The sequence below is a fragment of the Petralouisia muris genome, assembly GCF_004793545.1.
In the GTDB taxonomy this organism is placed as follows: domain Bacteria; phylum Bacillota; class Clostridia; order Lachnospirales; family Lachnospiraceae; genus Petralouisia; species Petralouisia muris.
In genome coordinates this window covers 60,089-81,529 of record NZ_SRYA01000015.1, presented here as the reverse complement: position 1 = coordinate 81,529, position 21,441 = coordinate 60,089, and the positions used below count along the sequence as shown (strand labels likewise).

Here is a 21,441-nt window from a genome sequence, read left to right as displayed (position 1 = left end):
TATATATTCGGATTTTCTATGGTATTTCCGAATTTTCTATGTCAGAATGTGTTTGAGAAATGCTCTGGCATTCGGTATGATTTTCAAAGCCAAGCCCGCTTCTCTTTTAAGACAATGCATCCACCACTATCGTTTCTGCCGTTTCAATGGCTGTTTTTACCATTTCCCCGATTTTTTCCTCCAAATGGGTTTCCGAACGCCGGATAATTTTCAGATTGGGCTTTGTTACCGGATGCTTCGCCACAAATATGGTACAGCAGTCCTCATAGGGCAGAATGGATGTTTCATAGGTGCCGATTTTCTCTGAAACTGCGATAATCTCCTGCTTATCGAATCCAATCAGCGGACGGTACACCGGAAGTTGGCAAACCTCGTTGGTGGCCGCAAGAGACTGCATGGTCTGGCTTGCCACCTGCCCAATGCTCTCGCCGGTAATCAGTCCCAGGGAATTAGTTTCTCTGGCAAAATGCTCCGCAATCCGCATCATATAGCGTCTCATAATAATTGTCAGCTCCTCATGGGGGCATTTTTCATAGATATACATCTGAATATCTGTAAAATTAACCACTTTAAGGTAAATGGGCCCGGAATACTTTGCAACAATTTTCGCAAGATCCACTACCTTTTGCTTTGCCCTTTCACTGGTATAGGGAGGCGCATGGAAATAAACTGCGTCAATTTTTACGCCCCTCTTCGCAATCATATATCCGGCCACCGGACTGTCAATTCCGCCGGACAAAAGAAGCATTCCTTTCCCGTTGGTGCCTACTGGCATTCCGCCAGGCCCTGGTATCATTTCCGAATAAATATTTATTTTTTTGCGGATCTCCACATGTATCATAAGCTCCGGTTGATGGACATCCACCTTCATTTCCGGAAAAGCCTCCAGAATCCGTCCGCCTAATGCGGCGCTTACTTCCATGGAAGTCATGGGATAACTTTTTTTCGCTCTTCTGGTATTGACTTTAAAGGTCTTGTTTTTTTCCGGGTAACGCCTGTCCAGATATTCCATAACATCTTTTGCAAGCTGTTCAAACCCTTCCTCTTCTTTCAGAACCACCGGACAGATTCCCACAATTCCAAAGACGCACTGCAGGCTTTCAATAACTTCATCATAATCGTAGTCTCCCAGAGCCTCAATGTAAATGCGACCCTGCTCCTTGCTGATTAGAAATTCCCCTTCTACTGGTTTTAGGGCATATTTGATCTGATGCACCAATGCATCCTCAAACAAATGGCGGTTCTTTCCTTTGATTCCGATTTCCCCGTATTTTATCAAAAATGCTTTAAACATAATTCCTCCTGACTAACGCCTGGTAAATTTCTGAAGACTTGGCACAAGCTCTTTCAGCGCATCCAGACAATAATTGACTTCCTCCAGGGTATTTTCCGGACTGAAGCTGATTCTTACTGTGGATTCCAGGGCTTCTTTTTTGACATGGACTGCCTTAAGGGTGCTGCTGGGCGCCGGCTTGTTGGACGAGCATGCACTTCCGGCTGATACATAAATCTGCCTGTCCTCTAAGGCATGGAGCAACACTTCGCTGCGCAGGCCTTCGATACTCAGGCTGATAATGTGGGGAGCGCTGTCTCTTCCTGTCTTCCCATTGATCCTGGCCCATTCCACATCTGCAAGACCAAAAAGAAATGCATTCTTTAGCTGATACAGATGCTCCTGTTTCCGTCCGAAATCCTCATAAGCTTCTTTTGCAGCCTGACCCATTCCGGCAATTCCCGGCACATTTTCTGTTCCGGAACGCATGCCTTTCTGCTGTCCTCCGCCATAAATCACCGGCTTTAATTTGGTCTTTTCTTTCACATACAAAAATCCGCTTCCCTTGGGCCCGTGTATTTTATGGCCGCTGACCGACATCAAATCTATACCAAGCTTTTTGGGATGAATGATATACTTTCCATATGCCTGGATGGCGTCTACGTGAAATAAGGTTCCGGAATTTTTTTCCTTAATGACTTTTGCTGCTTCTTCTATGGGCTCCACTGCCCCGATTTCATTATTCACATACATTATAGATACCAGAATGGTATCTTTCGTTACCGCATCCTTTAACTTCTCCAAAGAAATCAACCCGTCCGAATCCACTTCAAGCCAGGTAACCGAAAATCCCTGCTCTTCCAGATACCGCATAGGAGCGGCCACAGCCGGATGCTCTATTCGGGTGGTAATCAAATGCATGCCCTGCCTGCGGTTTGCCAGGGCAGCGCCAATAATGGCCAGATTATTAGCTTCCGTTCCGCCGGAAGTAAAAATCAGTTCTGCATCGTTAACTTTCAGGGTTTTGCTGATATTTTTCCTGGCTTCCCTGATATAATTTTCCCCTTCCATTCCCTTTCGGTGCAGAGAGGAAGGATTGCCGTAATCTTCGGACAGGACCCGCATCATCACTTCTTTTGCCCCGTCAGAACAGCGCGTGGTTGCCGCATTGTCAAAATATGCCTCCATATTTAATCCTCCATCACATAAATCAACATGGCCAGGGCAGCGGGACCTGCCGTCTCTGTGCGCAGAATCCGGTTTCCAAGTGAAATAATTTCCATGTTCTCCCTGAGGCGTTCTATCTCCTCAGAAGAAAATCCACCCTCAGGGCCGATAAAAATTCCTATGGAATCTCCTTTTTTTATTCTGCCCAATGCTTCCCTGGTATGGGCCATTCCCCGTTCCTGTTCGTAGGGCAGCAGGCGGACATCCAAACTCCCGGCATATTCTGCCGCTTCTTTCAGGCTGCATACCGGCTTTACCTCAGGGACGATACTCCGTTTGGACTGTTTGGCTCCGTTTTCTGCAATGGCCTGCCAGCGGACACGCTTATTTTCTGCCCGTTTTGCATCCAGTTTCACGACACAGTTGCGCATTGCCACCGGGACAATCTCACTGACCCCCAGTTCCACACTTTTTTGAATAATCAGCTCCATTTTATCTCCTTTAGGCAAGCCCTGAAATAACGTCACCTTTACCGGAAGTTCCGTTCCCAGGCATGGTTCCATAACGTGAAGGATAATCTGATCCTGATGTATTTCTGCAATTTCACAGAGGAAGTCTCCTCCCTCCTGATTGCTGATTCTCACCTTTTCTTTGCATTTCATCCGAAGAACATTTCGGATATGGTTCACATCACTGCCGGTAATCACGGCTTGTTCTGCCGTGATCTGCTCAGGCTCTACAAAAAACTGAAACATCTTTTCCTCCATTCTTCCGACGTCACTCTTTTTTGGCTGTAATGCTGACCCACTCTCCCAAATGGATCGCTTCCAGAACCTTAAGCCCCGCCGCCTCAATGGCAGCCGTTACCTCTTCTTCTTTAAAATCAATAATACCGCTTGTGATATAAATGCCGCCCGGCTTCAGACAATCTGGAATCACCGGAGTCAGCGGAATAACAACGTCCGCCAGAATATTTGCAGTTACAATATCATATCCGTTCCCAACGGTTTCCCGCAGCCTGTCATCTTCAATGAGGTTTCCCTGGTAGAACCTGCCTGTTTTTTCCGACAAATGATTGACGTTCATATTATCCCGGGAAGCAGTGATGCACAAAGGATCAATATCTGTTCCTGTCACCTCCCCTGCACCCAGTTTTAAGCTTACCACGGAAAGAATCCCGCTTCCGCAGCCCACGTCTAACACTCTGTCCCCTGGCTGAATGAATTTGAGAATCTGCTGAATGCAAAGACGGGTCGTCTCATGCTTCCCAGTTCCAAAGGACGTTCCCGGGTCAATTTCAATGACACAGCGGTAATTCCCGGCATCCGTCTCTTGTTCCCAGGTGGGCTTAATCAGTATATCCTCAATGGCAAAGGATTTAAAATACTTCTTCCAGTTATTGATCCAATCCTGATCCTCGGTTTCGCTCTGGGTTATGGTTCCTGCCCCAAGTTCCACAAAAAGTCTCAGTTCTTCCAGCCCATCTTTCACCTGCGCCAGCAAAGCTTCCTGCTCTTTTTCTGCATCCAGAAAGAAACTGACATATGCGATTCCCTCATCCGGCGGAAGTTCTGGCAGAATATCAATGTACATTTTTTCCTTATCCTGGTTGGACAAGGGTACATTATCCTCAATCTGTACCCCCTCTATCCCCAGATCCGCCATCATGCTGCTAATGAAATCCTCTGCCTGGGTAGTGGTTTGAATGGTATATTTCTTCCATTTCATAAAATGCTCCTCCTGTATGTCAGATCCTGCAGGCTGCCTTTGGCGCGCAAAAGCCTACCAGAGATCTTCTGCCAACTGTGCGCTGAATGCTTCCGCCTGCTGAACGTTCATATGGCCCTCATAATCTGTAAAAGCATTCAGGCTGTAATCAAAATCCGCTATTTTCCTTTCCGTACAGTTGTAATTCCAGTATTCAAGGCCCAGCCTTTCCAAATACTCCTGGAAGAAAGCGTCCGCCTCCTGAAATTCCTTTGCATATTTTTCCAGTGTTTCTGCGGGAACCGGCGTTGTCACTACAATCAGTTCTATGTTCCGCTTTTTGCAGAATGACGCCAGTTTTTCAAAATACCGAAAAGAATCCTCATTCCTGTCCGCTTCCTTCCACAAGACCAGATCCTTCTCTTCCTTCATTCCTGGTACCGGGGTATTGCGCAGAAAACCATCTGCAAATTCCTGCCCGCCGTCCCAAAAGGCCGCAGTCCCATAATTCTTATAATCTTCCCCCTGTTTCACCTGTATAATTTCTTTCATATCCCGAAACTGTCCTCTGTAATAGAACCAAGGAAACAATGCGGCCCGAAAATCCAGCTCTCGTTCTTTTGCAAAAAAGTATTCCACCTTGGTGAGAGATGCAGGCATCTCGTAAAAAATGCGATTGAAGTCTCCTCTCTGACCTTCCGGCGTACACCAGTATCCAGGGTCCAGCTCATAGACCACCCGCTCTGGTTTCTTCTTTTCACAGACCTGTTTCAAAAGATAATAGGCGTCCCTGGGATACTCCCCGCCCAGACTCAGATTTACGGCATTTTTTCCTGTTTTCTCAGTAATCACTTTGGGACTGATGCCGTTCAGCCCGTGGGAAGTTCCCAGAAATACCGTATCGTATTCTTCTGTCTGAATCTGATGCATCATAATCCTTACATAACTGTACGGAATCAGGGCATAATTCAAGCCAAGGTTTACTGCCGCAATTGTCAGAATCAGCACAACCGGCAGCAGAATTCTCTTAAAATTGCGCATAAATAAATCCTCCTGCCTCTCCGGAAGGCTGTCCCAGCATGGGCAGCAGTAAGATCAGACATGCATAAACCACCGCCTTCACCAGCCAGTTCTGTCTCGCAAAAATTGCTGTCAAATCTTTCCCATTCTCCTGGAGAACACTTACGAAAAACAACAGAACGCATCCTCCCAATATTACTGCAAGGGCAATCATGGTATAAGCGGTTCCGCTGGCCTCTCCAATTTCTATTCCAGGCTCTAAGATCTGGCGCAAATCAAATTTAGTCAGAGTATTTTTCATCATAAGAAACGCCGTTTTCACATCCCCTGCCCGATCAAAATACCAGCTGATATTTACCAACACAAACGTCCGGAACATCTGAAACAGATAAAACCCTTTACTGTCATCTGAAATATGAAGCGCTTTTTTCCATTTTCGGTACGAAGGAGCCATCAGACCGCTGAAAGCAATAATCAAGCCATTGTAGAAACCGTAGACAATAAATTTCCAGGCTGCCCCATGCCAGACGCCCACCACAAGAAAAACAATCAGGTTGGCAACACAGATAGGCAGGGTTCTGCCGATTTGTTTTCCAAATGATTTCTTAGCAAATTTGGAAAAACTTTTCATCCAGCCAGACAGAGACACTGGATAAAATACATAATCTTTCATCCAGGTTCCCAGAGTAATATGCCAGCGGTGCCAGAAATCCGTGATAGAAACCGCAAAATAAGGACGTTTAAAGTTCTCATCCAGCCGGATTCCAAACAAATCCGCAATTCCGATTACCACGTCCATTCCACCGGAAAAATCGCAGTAAAGCTGTACGCTGTATGCCAGCACGCCCACTAATCCAAGTCCGTCATAAATATCAGGATGGTCAAAAATTGCATTTACAAAAATTACCGCATTGTCTGCAATTACCATTTTTTTAAAATATCCCCACAGAATCCGCAGAAACCCCCGCTCTAATCTGTCAATCTCAAAAGAATGGGACGCATACAGTTGTTTTCCCAGACTTCCAAACCTTCCGATGGGTCCCTGTAAAATTTGGGGAAAGAAGGATACAAACAAAGCAAAACGGAACAGATTATGTTCCGCCTGACTTCTGCCCCAGTAAATATCCAGAATATATCCCATAGACTGAAACGTATAAAAGGAAATTCCAAGAGGAAGCAAAAGCTGCAGTGGTTCAAAATCCCCTCCTGAGATGCTGTTGACTGTGCCAATTACAAAATTAGTATACTTTAATACTCCCAGCACGCCAAAATTCAGCACCAGCGTTCCAGCCAAAATCTGCTTCTTTCTCTTCTTTTCTTCTTTTTTGTCCTGTACGCCTTCCGGCACTTTCTCCATCCACACGCCAGCAAGATAAGTGCTGACCGTGGTAAAAATCAGAAAACAGGTTACACGGAATCCCCCGCTGATATAATAGATATAGCTGAATGCCAGAAGCCACATCCACTGATACTTTGAAGGAATCAGATAATATCCTGCCGCCGCCAGAAGTACAAAGAGTAAAAACTCCATGGAAATCAAAGACATAACGTTTCCTCCGCTTCTACTCTGCCTGTAATCTCTCTACCATTGCATACAGTGCCTTCGCTGAATTAAAATTCTCTGGAATAATATCTGCCGGGGTAATCGTAATCCCGAATTCATCCTGAAGTTCACTGACAATGGATAAAATAGCGAAAGAATCCAGAATACCGTCATCAATCAGCGTTTCACATGTCTCATAATCAGCGTCCGGCTGAATGTCCTCCAAAATCTCAAGTAATTTTTCCATAATTTCTCATCCTTTCTGTTTTTATCTCTATCTTCTGTATCTGTTTTCTGCCGTTCTTTCCCTATTTCTGAAATTACCAGCAGCTGACAGAATTCATATTGTCTGTTTCCTTCCTGTCCCGCACTAAGCGGATTCCTTCCTTTTGGGAATAAAACAGAACTTTCGGCAAATCTCTGCTGAGAAAAAGGCTGATCCCTTCTGTCACAGAGTAAGCGCCTGTCCGTTCAAATACCAGTACATCTCCTACCTTCGCATCCATCAGAGGATACTGTTTCACAATCACATCTGCCGTCGTGCACAAAGAACCGCAAATATTCCATTTTTCTTCCTTTTTCATGGACATACATTCTTGGGTTGCCCCCTTATTCTCTGACGTATCTGCAACGTCTGCTTTCCCCCGGCTGTGAGACTGCGCGAAATCGGTACCGCCTTTTTCCACGGAAATATGCTGTACATAAGGAAGCTTCATGGCCATCGTTTGTCCGAAATAGTTCAACTGATGGATTCCTCCGTCCACAATCCCGTAAATCTGCCCGCCGTTCTCCTTCCGATCCACAATTCTGGTGAGGTAATTCCCACATTCCGCTGCCAGAAACCTTCCCATTTCCAATGTAATTTTTCCGGAAAATTTCATCCGGCCAATCAACTGTATCAGTTCCTCCAGCATCTCTTCCAACTGCTCTTTGGGCTCTGACTGGAAATAAGGCACAAAAAGCCCCGGCCCATACTCCAGTTCTGAAACAGCAACGTTCAGTTCTTCCTGCACTTCCAGGCAGAACCTGTCCAACATCTTAAGCTCCCGTTCCAGCACAGACGGCTTCTTTTTCTGAGTGCCGGAATAATACTGAATGCCCCGCAGGGAAAGTTCTGGATAGGCTTCCCTCTCTCGAAACATCTGCTTCGCCAGTTCATAATCCACGCCAAACTGGTTGCCGCTGGTAATACGCACCAAAAGATTCAGCTTCACCTTTCCTTCTCTGGCGCATTCTGACAGCAGCCTGAAATGTTCCATAGATTCCACCGTAAAAATTCCTCTGCCCTGCTCCTTTTCTATCATCCGGATCATATCTTTCCGCTCTTTATTCACGCCAGAAATAACCAGCCGTTCCATGGGAAGTCCCTGCCGCTCACAAATTCGGAATTCTCCCGGCGAACACACTTCAAACCGTTCCACCAAAGGTTCCAATGCCTCTGTCAGAAAAGGATTGGCTTTCATGGCATAGCATAAATTAATTCCTGCTTTCTTCAGACAGGCCGAAATACGCTGCACCCGCCGGGCCAGAGCGTCCAAATCAAACACATAGGCCGGCGTCTGATATTTTTTCAGGATCAATTCTAATTCCTGCTGCTTCATTGCTGTACCTCCTGATACGTTTACCATATATGAATTCTTACTTCTCTGATAACTCCAGAATATTCTATTGCAGTTCTTTCTGATATGATTTTTTCAGAGCCGCCCGGTCAATTTTGCCGTTTTTGGTAATAGGCAATCCTTCTTTTCTGCAAAATACATTGGGGATCATGAAAGCCGGAATCAGCTCCCTCAGTTCTTTTACAATCGCCCTTTTTTCTGCCGTCCCTTCGTAAAAAGCAATGATTTTACCGGAAATTTCATCATAGACACAGCAAACACGACTGACATTTCCCGCCTTTTCCATGGCTTTCTCAATTTCTCCCAGTTCAATCCGGTGTCCCATGTGCTTAATTTGAAAATCTTTGCGGGTGGCGTAACACAGTTCTCCCTGCTCATTGTAATATCCCAGATCTCCAGTCCGGTAAATTGTTTCTGAATATTGACGGTTCAGAGGGTTCTGTACAAAAGCTTTCTCCGTCTGTTCCCGATTGTTATAATAGCCCAGGGAAAGGGCTGTGCCGCTGACGCAGATTTCTCCGCGGATTCTGGGCTGCTCCACCAGCCTGTCCTCTTCATCTAAAAGGAACGCCTTTTCATTCTGAAAGGGTCTTCCGATAGGAATGGTCTCGCCTGGCTCAAATTCCCGGTCAATCACATAATAGGTGCAATTACAGGTAATTTCCGTAGGACCGTACAGATTCACATACATGGCATCCGGCAGAAACTGCCTCCAGATATTCAGATGATGCACCGGCATCACTTCCCCGCTGAACAACACTTTATTCACGGTATCCGGCACCCGGTAGGAAAAACCTTTTAATTCACTTACAATACAAAGAGCCGACACTGCCCAGATTAATGTTGTAATCCTTTTTTCGCATAAATAATCCAGTAGCTGCGTGGGAAAGGAAAATATTCTTTTGGGAATAATTTGTACGCTTGCCCCAGTTTTTAATGCGCTGTAGATATCCTTGACAGAAACATCAAAGTCAAAGGGAGCCTGATTTCCAATCACATCCTGCTCTGTAATTCCGAAATTCACGGTAAAATAGTTAATAAAATCTATGACAGAACGATGGCTGACAACAACTCCCTTAGGAACTCCGGTAGAACCGGAAGTAAAAATTCCATACAAAGGCGCCGTATCCGTCAACGTATTTCGGATTTCCTTCAAAACATTTGAATCCGCTTGTTTTTTCTCTAAAACTTCATAATCCAAAACCTGAAATCCTCTTTCTGGATCTCCCGCCTGGTTTAACTTCTCTCTTTCTTTCCCCTGTTCCCCGTCTGCAATTACCAAGGGCTGTTCTAAGGTATCTAAAATCTGCCGGATACGTGACAAAGGCTGCTTTTTATCCAGCATTACATAGAAACAGCCGGAATATACAATTCCCAAAAAAGCGGCTACAGCATGGACGCTTTTTTCCATCCACACAGCAACAGGCTTTCCCGGCTCTGTCCTGCCGGCAAGGGAGCTTCCAATCCTTCTGGCCCTTTCCTGTAATTCCTGCCAGGTACAAGAAGTATTCTCATCTGCAAAAGCCTCTTTATTCGGGTATTTCCCAGCAGTTTCTTCTAAATATTCTAATACATTTATCATATTGTTACCGCCTACGCTGAAAACTGTTTCTTTAACATGTCATATGTTTTGTTAATCATCTGAAGGGTTCCTGTATCTCCAGAAAGATTATCGGGATGATAAATCTTGATTAATTCTTTGTAACGTTTCTTCAAGGCAAGCTCACTGTCCATGCCGGAAAAAAACATATCCGCATCCTGCTCTGAGCCTGAAACGGTATGGGAACGGCCTCTGTCCGCTCTCTGGTAATGCCATTCCTTCTCTTTGGCTACATCCTGCTTCTCCTTGGCTAAGTTCTGCAGTTCTTCCTCTAATATCTTCCATTTCATCTGGAACAAACGCTTTTCCTCTGTGAGACGTTTTTCTTCCATCTTTTTACGGAAATAGAATTCCTTCTTCTCCAGTTCAAAATTCCTTCTGTCTTCTTCTAATTTCCTCTGTTCCTTTTTTAAATTATTTCTCTGCTCTTCTGTAACTGGCTTCGGAATCAACTCCATTACAGTTTCTTCCGGCTGACTCATTGCGCCGCCTCCTCTTCCTGTAATTCTCTTCAACGATTTATTATACCTGATCTCATTTTAAATATCAATGGAAAATCAGTCTGCATCTGGGATAAAAAAAGGATATTTCCACGATATCCGGTTAATTTCTATCAGTGGAAACATCCTTTTCATAAAATTTTAAGAATTTCTTTATTTGTTCCTAATCTTTCATAGGCAAAAATTCCGGGACAAAAAACCTTTCTGAAAAGGTTTTCCTGCACTCAAGACTAATTCTTAAAAACTCTGCATACACTGTCCAAACTTCTGCTTTGCCTCGTCCACCTTCTGCATTTCTGCTGATGGGGTGGGATAATATCCTCTGTCATGCATCATATTAAATACTTGATTCTGGATTTTGTGCTCCTTCTCCAGGCAGTCCAGAATCGCATTTCTTACATTGTCATGAACACATTCATTGGAAAATGTGTTATACAGTGTAGTAGCTGTTTTTTCTGCGGTCAGCGCATCCGCAAGAATCTCTTTTTCTGAATAAAATGACTGCTGCATAATTTCCTCCTGAGTTCACCTGTGGTTTTGTTGAAACGTATTTGAATATTGCTTTCTGCCAGTCCATTTATGAAGGCTCAACGGCAGATTTTCAAACCATTAGCTTAACTGGGAATAAAGAGAGCGGAAATGTTCTTTATGCTCGTTGGAAATTTCGGTGAATTTCGCTTTCATTTCTGCATCTCCACAGTTATCCGCCAGCACCTGGAACTTCTTAATCAAAAGCTCCTCGCCGGAAAGCAAATCGTTTAAAGCAGACAGTTCTTTTTCTGATATCTGATTCATGGGAATCTCCTTTCGCTTGTCTGAATCAGGCGTTGGAACATTTGCCTGTCAAGATTATCTTTCCGCCTTTTCAGAGAACTATGCATGCCATATTTTTCAGATTTTAGGAACTATAATGGAAAAATTTTCAAAAATTCCGGATATTACTTCTTCTTCAAAAGAATATTCCTCCATTGTCTCATGCTCAAAATTATAAACCATGACCCTGTTCCGTTCTGGATCCACCACCCAGTATTCCCGGACTCCTGATTTTTCATATTTAATTAATTTCCTGTAATAATCCATCGTCCGGCTGGAAGGAGATACAATCTCAATGACCCAGTCTGGGGCGCCGTTACAGCCTTTCTCCGTCAACTTGCTTCTGTCACACACAACGCTGATATCCGGCTCTAAATAATTTCGGTTATCCTGATTCAGAAAAACAGCAAAGGGAGCGATATTGACCTCGCATTTCCCATGATGGGCCTCAATATAATCTGCCACTTTTCTTCCAATTGACAGCAAAATTTGCTGATGCGTTCTGCCAGGAGACGCCATGCCATACATCTGCCCGTCAATCAGCTCTGCCCGTTCGCCTTCTGGAAGAGCATAAATATCATCCACGGTATAAAATTCTAATTTTTCTGCTGTACTCATTCATCCACCGCCTTTCTGTTTTTATTATAAACGATATTCTTGCTGATTACTACTCCAAATCTGACAATTTAATTTTTTCCTCCCGACTTTCGGTATCTTCCTTTCTCTGTCAGAAAAGCATCAGAACTGTCACCGCCAGCGCCGCTGCTGTACTGAGCCAAAATGCCGCTCCCGGCCGGTATGCCCCTGTTTCTGCCAGTTTCTTTTTTACCCTGTGTTGTTCATAAAACAGTTCTGCAATCACCACCAGCAGAAATAAAAACATCCATCCAAGAATCCCTGCTGCCTGGGGCGAATTATTTTCTATAGAGCCAAACTCCATTTTTGCAAAAATCGCTCCCAGAAAAATCATAGACCATGCTGCCGTCCATACGATAGACAAATACCCTGCCTTTGCTGCCTTCCTGTCCTGTTCCTTTACCAGCGTTCTGTTCAGGCTACGGTAATTGTACAGTAAAAGTGCAAAGATCAGATCGCCGCAATAGGCAAAGGTCAATGCGCCATAGAAAATATCTGCCTGTTCTCCTCCCAGAAACGCACCGACTGCGTACAGCAGCACACTTCCAAAAGAAATGCACGCCACATGTTGATCCATCTGAACCAGGACTTTCTTTACCTCATTCTGGTTGTATTCTACCTTGCTGTCATATCCCGCCAAGGCAGAAAAATTTCCCGTCTTTACTGAATTAGAAAAATACAAATGGAGAAACAACTGACAGAAGATTCCAATAATGATCATGGTGATCATTGTCTCTACATACAAATGTCCAGTCATTCCCCCTGCCAGAAGATAACAGACGCTTACAAGTCCGGTTGCTGCCGCAAGCCTTCCCGGCATTTTCGGCATAGTGATTTCCGGCTCTTTGGTTCCTTCCACCAATTCATCTAAAGTTATGCCAAAGTATGCTGCCATCTGCTGCAGGGTATACACATCCGGCAATGTCTTTTCTCTTTCCCAGTTGGAAACTGCCTGCCGGGTGACAGACATCTCTTCTGCCAGCTCTCCCTGAGTGACTCCGTGCTGTTCCCGGAATTGCCGGATTTTCTTTCCCAGGCTTTGTCTCGTATCTGGCTGCTGTTGATTCCTGCTGTGTTCCAAGGCAGAATGCATGTTATTTTGCTGTTCAATGTTCTTTCCTGGATTAGAATTCCTTTCTTTTTGTTGGTTCATATGCACATTCCTTTCTTCTGCCTATGAAAGTTTTTGCTTTTTCGATGAGCAGCGCAGGCTCCTGCTAAAACTTGCATACGGCATTTTTCTTTCCATCATCCTATCATTTTTTTTGGCGCTGCGCCAGCAATAATCTGTTGCATCCCCATAATCTGCACTATTTTTACAATTTTTTTATCTTATTCTTTCAATAAGGAACCTTTATTAAATTATTTGACAAAAACAAAATTTCAGGCTAAAATCTAACAAATAATTCCATTTACATTAATTATAGAAAGAAGGTAATGATACAAATGAACAAAAATCCTCTTGGACACGAAAAAATACCTGTTCTTTTAAGGCAATTTGCCATCCCTTCCATCATTGCCATGGTAGTCAGTTCCCTTTACAATATCGTGGATCAGATTTTTATCGGACAAGGTGTGGGATATCTTGGAAATGCGGCAACCAATGTGGCGTTTCCGATTACTACGATCTGCCTTGCCGCTGCACTTTTAGTGGGAGTTGGAGGCGCGGCTAAATTTTCCCTGGAATTAGGAGCTGGAAATATAAAGGAAGCTCAGCAATGCATAGGAAATATGTTCTGGATGGCAGTTGCCTTCGGCCTTGTCATCTGTGCTGTAACGGAGCTTTTTATAGACCCGCTGCTGAATGCTTTTGGCGCAACGGAAACCGTGCTGCCTTATTCCCACAGTTATGTGCGGATTATCGGCATAGGAGTCCCTTTTTTGCTTCTTACCAATGTTTTGAGCAATAGCATCCGGGCAGACGGAAGCCCGAAATATTCTATGGCCTGCATGGTAATCGGAGCAGTGGTCAACACTGTTTTAGATCCCATTTTTATTTTCGGCTTTCACATGGGCGTTGCCGGAGCAGCCTGGGCTACCATGATCTCCCAGGTAATCTCCTTTCTGGTGGCTTTCCGGTATTTATTCCGCTTTAAAACCGTTAAACTGGGCAAAGACTTTTTCCATCTTTCTCCCATTAAGTGCGTGGAAATTGTTTCTCTGGGCATCAGCAACAGCTTAAATCAATTAGCCCTTACACTGCTACAGATTGTGCTGAACAATTCTCTGACTTACTACGGCGGACTGTCTGTTTACGGCTCGGATATTCCCCTGTCCGGCGCAGGCATAGTTATGAAGGTAAATTCCATTGTGATTGGCGTATTCGTGGGACTGGCCCAGGGTTCCCAGCCAATTCTGGGATTTAATTACGGCGCAAAGCAGTACAATCGAGTGAAGGCTCTTTACAAGCTGGAAATCCAGTGCTCCTTTGTGATGTCCATTCTGGCATTCCTCACCTTCCAGCTGTTCCCACAGACAATTATTTCTCTGTTCGGCTCCGGGGAAGGGCTGTATATGGAATTCACAGTTCGTTTTATGAGAATATTTCTAATGATGATTATCATCAATAATGTTCAGATGCTCTCCGCCAGCTTCTTTTCTGCCATCGGAAAACCCATGAAGGGCGTGCTGCTGTCGCTCTCCCGCCAGGTGCTTCTGCTGATTCCTTTGATTCTGATTTTCCCTCTATTTTGGGGATTAAACGGAATCATGTATTCTGCTCCGGTAGCAGATGTGCTTGCATTCTTTTTAAGCATTGCTGTGGTACGGAAAGAATTTGCTGATATGGACAAACTGGAAAAACAATCTCTGTAAATTTGTTCATGTAAGATACAAAATTGAAAGAAGCGTATATTATTTTGTCGTTCCTATCCGGCTGACTGCCGGATAGGCCGGGCTTATGCGTTGGGTCAATCTATCTTACCAATAAAAGAATCATAGGCTGCGGCATAATAAAATATTTCATAGACTTTTCCAGCTCCGTATGCTATACTTACGTAAAGTATAGAAAAAGGAGGAATTACATGACAGACACAGAATTGCTGCAGGCATTGTATAATGATATGCAGACTGTAAAACACAAAGTTACATCCCTGGATGAAAAGGTTGCTTCCCTGGATGAAAAGGTTGCTTCCCTGGATGAAAAGGTTGCTTCTCTGGATGAAAAGGTTGCTTCCCTGGATGAAAAGGTTGCTTCCCTGGAATGCGAAGTCTCAAAGATTAATGTCACTCTTGAAAATGAAACAAACCGTAACATCAAAATCATAGCAGAAGGCCATCTCGATTTGTCCCGAAAGTTAAACGAAGCCGTAAGGCTCAGCAGCGACATCAAAGCGAAACAGGAAATCCAGGACATCTACATCAATATGCACCAGAATCAATTAAGAGCGTTATAAGCGCCTTTCTTAAAAAACCAAATACAGCTTACATAAACAGGGACACAGCATTTCCCTTTTGCTGTCTCCCTGTTTTTATATGCATATTTATAAATAATACCTCTAATTTCCATCACTCACAGCACGTTCCAAAGAACATGTTTTTCAGACCTCTTCTGAATCCGTTGCAGGATCTTCTCCAGCATATTTCTACTCCTCCAGCCGGATATAAATCTGGCAGGAATCATAATTTTCCACTGGCACCGGCAAAAGAATTCCGCCGTTCATCAACGCAGCTCCCGTATAGGTGCCTGCCGGTTTGTTGTCCTTTTGCATTACATAATTTCCCTCCGGCAAAAGCCCCTGAAACTTTACTGACTGTGCTGCTGGATTTCCGTGCAAATCAGTATAAACAACTCCCATATAGGCTTCTTTCCCATCTTTATCCGCATACTCCCAGGCAGTAAAATCCCGGTTTTCCAAGGGAGAGGTGATCCTGTAATAATTTCCGAATTGGAATAAGCGGTAACGCTCCTTAAAGGTACGAACCTGTTCTCTTGCCTCCTCTTTCTCTTCCTCCGTCATCTTGCTTAAATCCAGCTCATAACCGAAGGTTCCCTGCATAGCGCAGATTCCCCTTGTCTTAAAAGGCGTAACCCTTCCATTCTGATGATTGGGGCACACAGACACATGGGCGGATACCGAGGACATGGGATAGCCGAAAGAGGTTCCGTAATGGATGCTCAGCCGTTCAATGGCGTCTGTATTGTCGCTGCACCAAATCTGAGGAGCATAATAAAGCATTCCTGCATCATACCTGCCTCCGCCGCCGCTGCATCCCTCTAACAGCAAATCCGGATACCGTTTTAACATAGCTTCCATCACTTCATACAATCCCAGCACATACCGATGGCGCAGTTCTCCCTGCCGTTCTCTGGGCAGAAGGGCACTGTAGGCAGCCGCCACAGAACGGTTCATGTCCCATTTCACATACTGGATATTGGCAGAATCCAGGATTGCAAACAGCCTTTCTTTAATATAATGCCGCACATCCTCCCGGCTCATATCCAATACAAGCTGAGATCTTCCCCGGATCGGCTTCCTGCCCGGCACCACCATCGCCCATTCCGGATGGCTTCGGTATAAATTACTGTCCTCAGAAATCATTTCCGGCTCAAACCACAGGCCGAACATCAATCCCAACTCATTGACATTATCCGCCAGTTCTTTCAGAGAACAGCCCAGCTTCTCTTCATTGACATACCAATCCCCAAGCCCGGAATAATCGTCGTCCCGCTTCCCGAACCAGCCGTCGTCCAAAACGAGCATATCCAGTTCCAGCTCTGCCGCTTCTTTGGCAATGTCCAAAAGCTTTTCTGCATTAAAATCAAAATATGTGGCCTCCCAGTTATTCACAAGAATCGGCCGCCTCTTATCCTTCCAGGCACTGCGGATTAAATTTTTCTGAAAACCATTGTGGTAGCAATGGGACAGTCCAGATAATCCCTGACCACTGTAAGCCATGGCAAGCTCTGGCGTCACAAAATATTCTCCCGGCTGCAGACTCCAGGTAAATACGGAATCATCAATTCCCATCACAAGCCGGGTCTGATGAAACTGATCCACCTCTGCATGCATATGAAAGCCTCCGCTGTATAACAGAGAAAAACCGAAACAGGCCCCCATTTCTTCACTGGTGGTCTTGTCCGCAAGAATCACAAAAGGATTGTGCTGATGGCTGGAAGTTCCCCGGGTGCTCCGCAGTTCCGTAACGCCATGAAACAAAGGCACCCGCTCCATCTCCCGCTCTCCGGCATGGCGTCCAAAGAAATGAATCATATCCATACCGTCATGATCCATATCCAGACAGGCAGAGAGGACTTTCGAGAGACGGATTTCCTTGTCTGTCCTGTTTTCCACCCTTGCCGCCCTGGTAATGATATCATGTTCCTCGAACACCCCGTAATAAAGGTGCACGTAGAACTCTTCCTGACTGTCTTTTAAAATAATTTCCAGGGTATCTACCGCTTCTTCCTCGGAGGCAAACATTGCCGGAAGCCCTTCTAATTCGTATTTGCCATGCCAGATTCGGTAATCGTGGAAAAACAGCAGGCAATCCCGGACGCCTGTTCCCAGATCAGCGTGCATACAGCTAATCCGGTAATCTCCGCTTCCCCGCACCGGGAATTCCTGAGGCAAAAAATCAAGGGAATAGGTTCTGTCCTCTCTTGCTTCATAGAGATTTCCGGAAAATCCCCTGTCTGCCATGGAAATCATATAAGAATAATCTGTTTCATCCGTTTTTCTTCCGTAATAAGTGTGAAGAAGGACGCCTTTGCTGTCCGCTTTCATTTGGTATGTGCTGTTTTGGGTTTGAAGGGTAAATACGTTGTCTTTGATTATAATTGCCATAAATTAACTGCCTTTCCTTAAATATTGGTATATAAATTCCTATGGGAGCCTTTCTATTCTTGCGTTGGTTCCCTCCTCAGGGCAAGTTTAAGTTAGCCAAAGATATTCATAGGGTCCTAACTGAATCCGGTTATCGTAAGATCGGATATACCTTCCGGTTATCAGATCCTGCATTTCTCCGGGCAGGCCGAACCAGTCAAATGCACTGGAATCCACCCACTGCTCCCGTTCGGAGAAATTGGCGAGCACCAGCATTTTATCTGCTTTGTGGAAACAGAATACCGCCGGATTTCCGGTATCTACCGGAACTGCCCGATATTCGGAACTGAAAAACTCGCTGGACTTGCGGATTTTTATCATTGTCTGGATTCCTGTGAAAATCCAGCCTTGAACTGTGCTTAAATCATTCCGATGCTCCACTGCATTCCAGTCCATCATGCCCCTGTGGAGCCAGCGGGAATCGGCTGCGTGTTCCGGCACTTGCTTATAGCCCCAGTCATTGAGCTGACCAATTTCATCGCCGCTGTACAAAAGTGGGATGCCTGTATAAGAAATTATCATTGCATGCAGCAAAAGGATTCGCTTAACGGCAAGTTCTGTTTTATACACATGCTTTTCCCGCATCGCCTGCTCCAGGCCGCACATAGAAGCCAAAGTTCCGCTGTTTCTGGCGTCCTGCGTCACCGGATTGTATTCATACAGTTCTCCGGTGGAAAAACTGCCCGGATATCTTCCCTCCATAAACTGTATCATATATTGCTTATGAAGTTCAGGATCTAACCCTAATCCCTTTAAGATTTCTTTTTCAAATCCCCATCCAATGTCGTCGTGGCAGCGCACATAATTGATCCATGTACCGCTGTCTGGAATGCCATAATCGATAGAAAGGGACCGTTCCATCACCCGTACGTCACGGGTGGCCAGGGAATTCCAGAGAAGCACCATAAAGGAAGCGTTATACATCACATTGCACTCTTTCATTTCCTGGTTTCCAAAATATTTTACAATTTCAAAGGGCTCTACAATGGCTTCTCCCAAAAATACCACGCCGGGACATACCTGCTGAACAATATCATACATCATGCCCAGCAATTTATGTACGTTGGGATGATTCATGCAAATTGTTCCCAGCTCTTTCCACATATATGGTATCGCATCCAGACGGAAGATGTCAACTCCTTTGTTGGCGAGCGTAAGCATTACCTCCACAATCTTGTTGAAGACCTGGGGATTTTTGTAATTTAAGTCCCACTGGAATTCATAAAACCGGGTCATTACAAATTTCTGAAGGTCCGGATACCAGGTAAAATTCCCCGGAGCCACTCCTGGAAAAATTTCCGTCATATGCTTCTCATATTCTTTGGGAATCGTGTCGTCATCAAACATAAAATACATATCGTCATAATCATGATCGCCTTCTTTGTACTTCTGTACCCACAGATGCTCCTTTGCCGTATGATTCAGAACAAAATCAATGCAGGTGCGGATTCCTTTTCCTTTTAAAAGCTTCATAACCCGTTCCAGCTGCTTCATGGTTCCGAATTTGTCGTCCACCATCAGATAATCTGATACCGCATAACCGCCGTCATTGTTTCCTTCCCTGGATTTTAACAAAGGCATAAAGTGCACATAGGTAATTCCTAACTCAGACAGATAATCAATCCGCTTCTCAAATTCCACCAGGTTATTGCTGAACCGATCCACGTACAGCATGATACCCACCATTTTTTCTGACTGATACCAGTCATTGCCGTTTTTGTCTGTTTTTTTCAGGGCAGCAGGCCGGGTTTTCCCGGCATGTTCTATGATGGACAGCAGTTGTCCCCAGCGATATTCTGTAATCTCATTTCTTCCATATAGCTCATAATAGCTGTTTTGTAAGTCCATACCATATGTTCCCTTTCTGATTTTTATTTCACACATAGCCTGTAAATGTGCGTATTCGATCTACAACACACATATACAGGCTATGGCTAAACTCTAATCTTTTCTATTTCTTACATTCCAAAACAGGAATTATTTTACTGCTCCATTCACAACGCCGTTGATAATCTGCTTCTGACATACGATATAGAAAATCAGAATCGGCAGCAATGCCAACAGGTAAGATGCAAATGCCAGGTTATAGTTCGTTCCGAACTGTGACTGGAAATTCAACTGTGCCAGCGGAAGCGTATTCACATCGCTACCGGACATAATAACCAATGGAGTCATTACGTCGTTCCATGTACTCATAGCTGTCAAAACTGCCACGGTTGCATGCATGGGCTTCATATTAGGGAAAATGATTTTCCAGTAAGTCTGCCATACGCCTGCACCGTCCACACAGGCTGCTTCTTCCAACGCTATTGGGATATTCTTCAAATATCCAGAATATAACAAGATATTCATAGGCATGAAGAACACCACATACAACACAATAACGCCAAACCGGTTCGCAATTCCAATCTGGGATGTCTGTTTTACCAAAGGCATCATCAGCACTGCAAAAGGTACGAACATACCGCTTACAATATAGAAATAAGACATCTTAAACACTTTCAGCTTCGCCATTTTTCTTCCTATCACATAACCTGCCAGGGAATGCAGCAGGATACAGATAATTACGGTTATGCCAGTGAGCAGCAAACTGTTGCCCAAGGAACGCCAGAAATCCGTTACCCGCATTGCCTCTGCGAAATTGTCAAAACTCCAGCTTGCCGGAAATCCTAACGCTCCTGCCACGTCATTGGTCATTTCAGAAGGTTTCTTGAAGGCAATGATTACTGTCATGTAAAGAGGGAATAAGATGGTAAGACAGCCAATTGCCAAAAGTACATTGATTACATTATTCACGGCCTTGCCGCCAACTGCTCCTTCACTTCCTTTTTCTTTTTTTCCCATTATAACTGCTCCTCCTTACCTCCTAAGAATTTCATCTGCAGGAACGAAATCACTACGATGACTACAAAAAATACAAACGCATTTGCACTCTGGAATCCGAATTGTCCGCCGCTCATACCGTTGTTGTAAATCAGGTAGGAAATGGATTCCGTACTCTGGGACGGACCGCCCTTTGTCAAGGACATAATCTGGTCGAATACCATCAATGCATTTTTCATACAAAGCACCAGGTTAATGGTGAAGAATGGCAGGATCAACGGGAAGGTAAGGTTCCAGAATTTTTTCCATCCGCTGACGCCGTCAATCATTCCTGCTTCATAAACCTCTGCCGGAACGGTCTGCAGTCCTGATATGTAAATAATTGTATTCATTGCAATTCCCTGCCATGCACCTACAATTACAATGGCAAGCCATGCCGTTTTAGTACTTGCAAGCATACTGTTCTGGAGAAATCCGATTCCGGTTGCTTCTCCCACTGCCGGAAGGATATAGGTAAATACAAAACTGAAAATGTAACCTACAACCAATCCTCCCAATATATTTGGCACAAAATAAATTCCTCGTAACGCACTTTTTCCCCGTATTTCACGATTTAATCCCAAAGCAAGGATTAAACTGATTACATTGACCGCAATGGTCATAACAACTGCATATTTAAAAGTAAACAGATAAGATTTTCCTACGCGCAGGTCGGTAAATAAGTCTTTAAAATTCCTAAGACCCACCATATCAAAATCACCATATCCTTTGTAGTTCGTAAGTCCATAATAGAAACCTTTCAACAAAGGAAGGGTATTGAAACAAAAGAACAGGATAAGCACAGGAATCAGCATTCCAAGAAAAATCTTATCATTTTTGGTCCATAATTTATCTCTCTTTCCTTCATTTCCCATG

The 21,441-nt window shown here is 44.4% G+C and carries 20 protein-coding genes; 2 read left to right on the top strand and 18 right to left on the bottom strand.

Annotated elements, in window-relative coordinates:
* Window positions 1-106: 106 nt before the first annotated feature.
* From thiI to E5329_RS09275, 14 genes are all read right to left on the bottom strand, one after another.
* Window positions 107-1,294, bottom strand: a complete 1,188-nt coding sequence (gene thiI / locus E5329_RS09340; protein WP_275443140.1) for a tRNA uracil 4-sulfurtransferase ThiI — start codon at window positions 1,292-1,294, stop codon at window positions 107-109.
* A 12-nt stretch (window positions 1,295-1,306) separates the two neighbouring features.
* Window positions 1,307-2,461, bottom strand: coding sequence for a cysteine desulfurase family protein (locus tag E5329_RS09335; protein WP_135989298.1), 1,155 nt, complete (start codon window positions 2,459-2,461; stop codon window positions 1,307-1,309).
* Between the two features lie 2 nt (window positions 2,462-2,463).
* The gene (locus tag E5329_RS09330) at window positions 2,464-3,195 is read right to left on the bottom strand and encodes an RsmE family RNA methyltransferase (protein WP_135989297.1); all 732 of its coding nucleotides are present in this window, start codon (window positions 3,193-3,195) and stop codon (window positions 2,464-2,466) included.
* A gap of 22 nt (window positions 3,196-3,217) precedes the next feature.
* On the bottom strand, window positions 3,218-4,168 hold the full coding sequence (prmA, locus tag E5329_RS09325) for a 50S ribosomal protein L11 methyltransferase (protein ID WP_135989296.1): 951 nt from the start codon (window positions 4,166-4,168) through the stop codon (window positions 3,218-3,220).
* 54 nt (window positions 4,169-4,222) lie between these two features.
* Window positions 4,223-5,188: a hypothetical protein gene (locus tag E5329_RS09320; protein ID WP_135989295.1), complete on the bottom strand. Its 966-nt coding sequence runs from the start codon at window positions 5,186-5,188 to the stop codon at window positions 4,223-4,225.
* Complete coding sequence (locus tag E5329_RS09315) at window positions 5,175-6,713, bottom strand: MBOAT family O-acyltransferase (protein WP_135989294.1); 1,539 nt, start codon at window positions 6,711-6,713, stop codon at window positions 5,175-5,177. Before E5329_RS09315 ends, E5329_RS09320 begins: the two co-directional genes overlap by 14 nt.
* 16 nt (window positions 6,714-6,729) lie before the next feature.
* Window positions 6,730-6,957 carry an acyl carrier protein gene (locus E5329_RS09310; protein WP_135989293.1) on the bottom strand — a complete coding sequence of 76 codons (228 nt, stop codon included), beginning with the start codon at window positions 6,955-6,957 and terminating at the stop codon, window positions 6,730-6,732.
* 73 nt (window positions 6,958-7,030) lie between these two features.
* Complete coding sequence (locus E5329_RS09305; RefSeq protein ID WP_135989292.1) at window positions 7,031-8,311, bottom strand: diaminopimelate decarboxylase family protein; 1,281 nt, start codon at window positions 8,309-8,311, stop codon at window positions 7,031-7,033.
* A gap of 64 nt (window positions 8,312-8,375) precedes the next feature.
* On the bottom strand, window positions 8,376-9,911 hold the full coding sequence (locus tag E5329_RS09300; RefSeq protein WP_135989291.1) for an amino acid adenylation domain-containing protein: 1,536 nt from the start codon (window positions 9,909-9,911) through the stop codon (window positions 8,376-8,378).
* Window positions 9,912-9,922: 11 nt separating this feature from the next.
* Window positions 9,923-10,411, bottom strand: coding sequence for a molecular chaperone DnaJ (locus E5329_RS09295; RefSeq protein ID WP_135989290.1), 489 nt, complete (start codon window positions 10,409-10,411; stop codon window positions 9,923-9,925).
* Window positions 10,412-10,666: 255 nt separating this feature from the next.
* Window positions 10,667-10,939 carry a spore coat protein gene (locus E5329_RS09290; protein ID WP_135989289.1) on the bottom strand — a complete coding sequence of 91 codons (273 nt, stop codon included), beginning with the start codon at window positions 10,937-10,939 and terminating at the stop codon, window positions 10,667-10,669.
* Between the two features lie 99 nt (window positions 10,940-11,038).
* Window positions 11,039-11,224 (bottom strand): ferritin family protein, encoded by a 186-nt coding sequence (locus E5329_RS09285; protein ID WP_135989288.1) that lies wholly within the window; start codon window positions 11,222-11,224, stop codon window positions 11,039-11,041.
* Between the two features lie 96 nt (window positions 11,225-11,320).
* On the bottom strand, window positions 11,321-11,860 hold the full coding sequence (locus E5329_RS09280; RefSeq protein WP_135989287.1) for a Uma2 family endonuclease: 540 nt from the start codon (window positions 11,858-11,860) through the stop codon (window positions 11,321-11,323).
* A 109-nt stretch (window positions 11,861-11,969) separates the two neighbouring features.
* The gene (locus E5329_RS09275; RefSeq protein WP_135989286.1) at window positions 11,970-13,031 is read right to left on the bottom strand and encodes a helix-turn-helix domain-containing protein; all 1,062 of its coding nucleotides are present in this window, start codon (window positions 13,029-13,031) and stop codon (window positions 11,970-11,972) included.
* 293 nt (window positions 13,032-13,324) lie between these two features.
* Between E5329_RS09275 and E5329_RS09270 the strand changes: the two genes are divergently transcribed.
* Both E5329_RS09270 and E5329_RS09265 read left to right on the top strand, forming a co-directional pair.
* Window positions 13,325-14,692 (top strand): MATE family efflux transporter, encoded by a 1,368-nt coding sequence (locus E5329_RS09270; RefSeq protein ID WP_135989322.1) that lies wholly within the window; start codon window positions 13,325-13,327, stop codon window positions 14,690-14,692.
* Between the two features lie 209 nt (window positions 14,693-14,901).
* A complete protein-coding gene (locus E5329_RS09265; protein WP_135989285.1) occupies window positions 14,902-15,273 on the top strand; it encodes a hypothetical protein in 372 nt (123 codons plus the stop codon).
* Window positions 15,274-15,462: 189 nt separating this feature from the next.
* On the opposite strand, the gene E5329_RS09260 is transcribed toward E5329_RS09265, so the two are convergent.
* From E5329_RS09260 to E5329_RS09245, 4 genes are all read right to left on the bottom strand, one after another.
* Window positions 15,463-17,664, bottom strand: a complete 2,202-nt coding sequence (locus E5329_RS09260; RefSeq protein ID WP_135989284.1) for an alpha-galactosidase — start codon at window positions 17,662-17,664, stop codon at window positions 15,463-15,465.
* 87 nt (window positions 17,665-17,751) lie between these two features.
* Window positions 17,752-19,551 carry an amylosucrase gene (locus tag E5329_RS09255; RefSeq protein ID WP_135989283.1) on the bottom strand — a complete coding sequence of 600 codons (1,800 nt, stop codon included), beginning with the start codon at window positions 19,549-19,551 and terminating at the stop codon, window positions 17,752-17,754.
* 129 nt (window positions 19,552-19,680) lie between these two features.
* The gene (locus tag E5329_RS09250) at window positions 19,681-20,436 is read right to left on the bottom strand and encodes a carbohydrate ABC transporter permease (protein WP_408634650.1); all 756 of its coding nucleotides are present in this window, start codon (window positions 20,434-20,436) and stop codon (window positions 19,681-19,683) included.
* 110 nt (window positions 20,437-20,546) lie between these two features.
* Window positions 20,547-21,440, bottom strand: coding sequence for a carbohydrate ABC transporter permease (locus tag E5329_RS09245; protein ID WP_135989281.1), 894 nt, complete (start codon window positions 21,438-21,440; stop codon window positions 20,547-20,549).
* Window position 21,441: the final 1 nt, after the last annotated feature.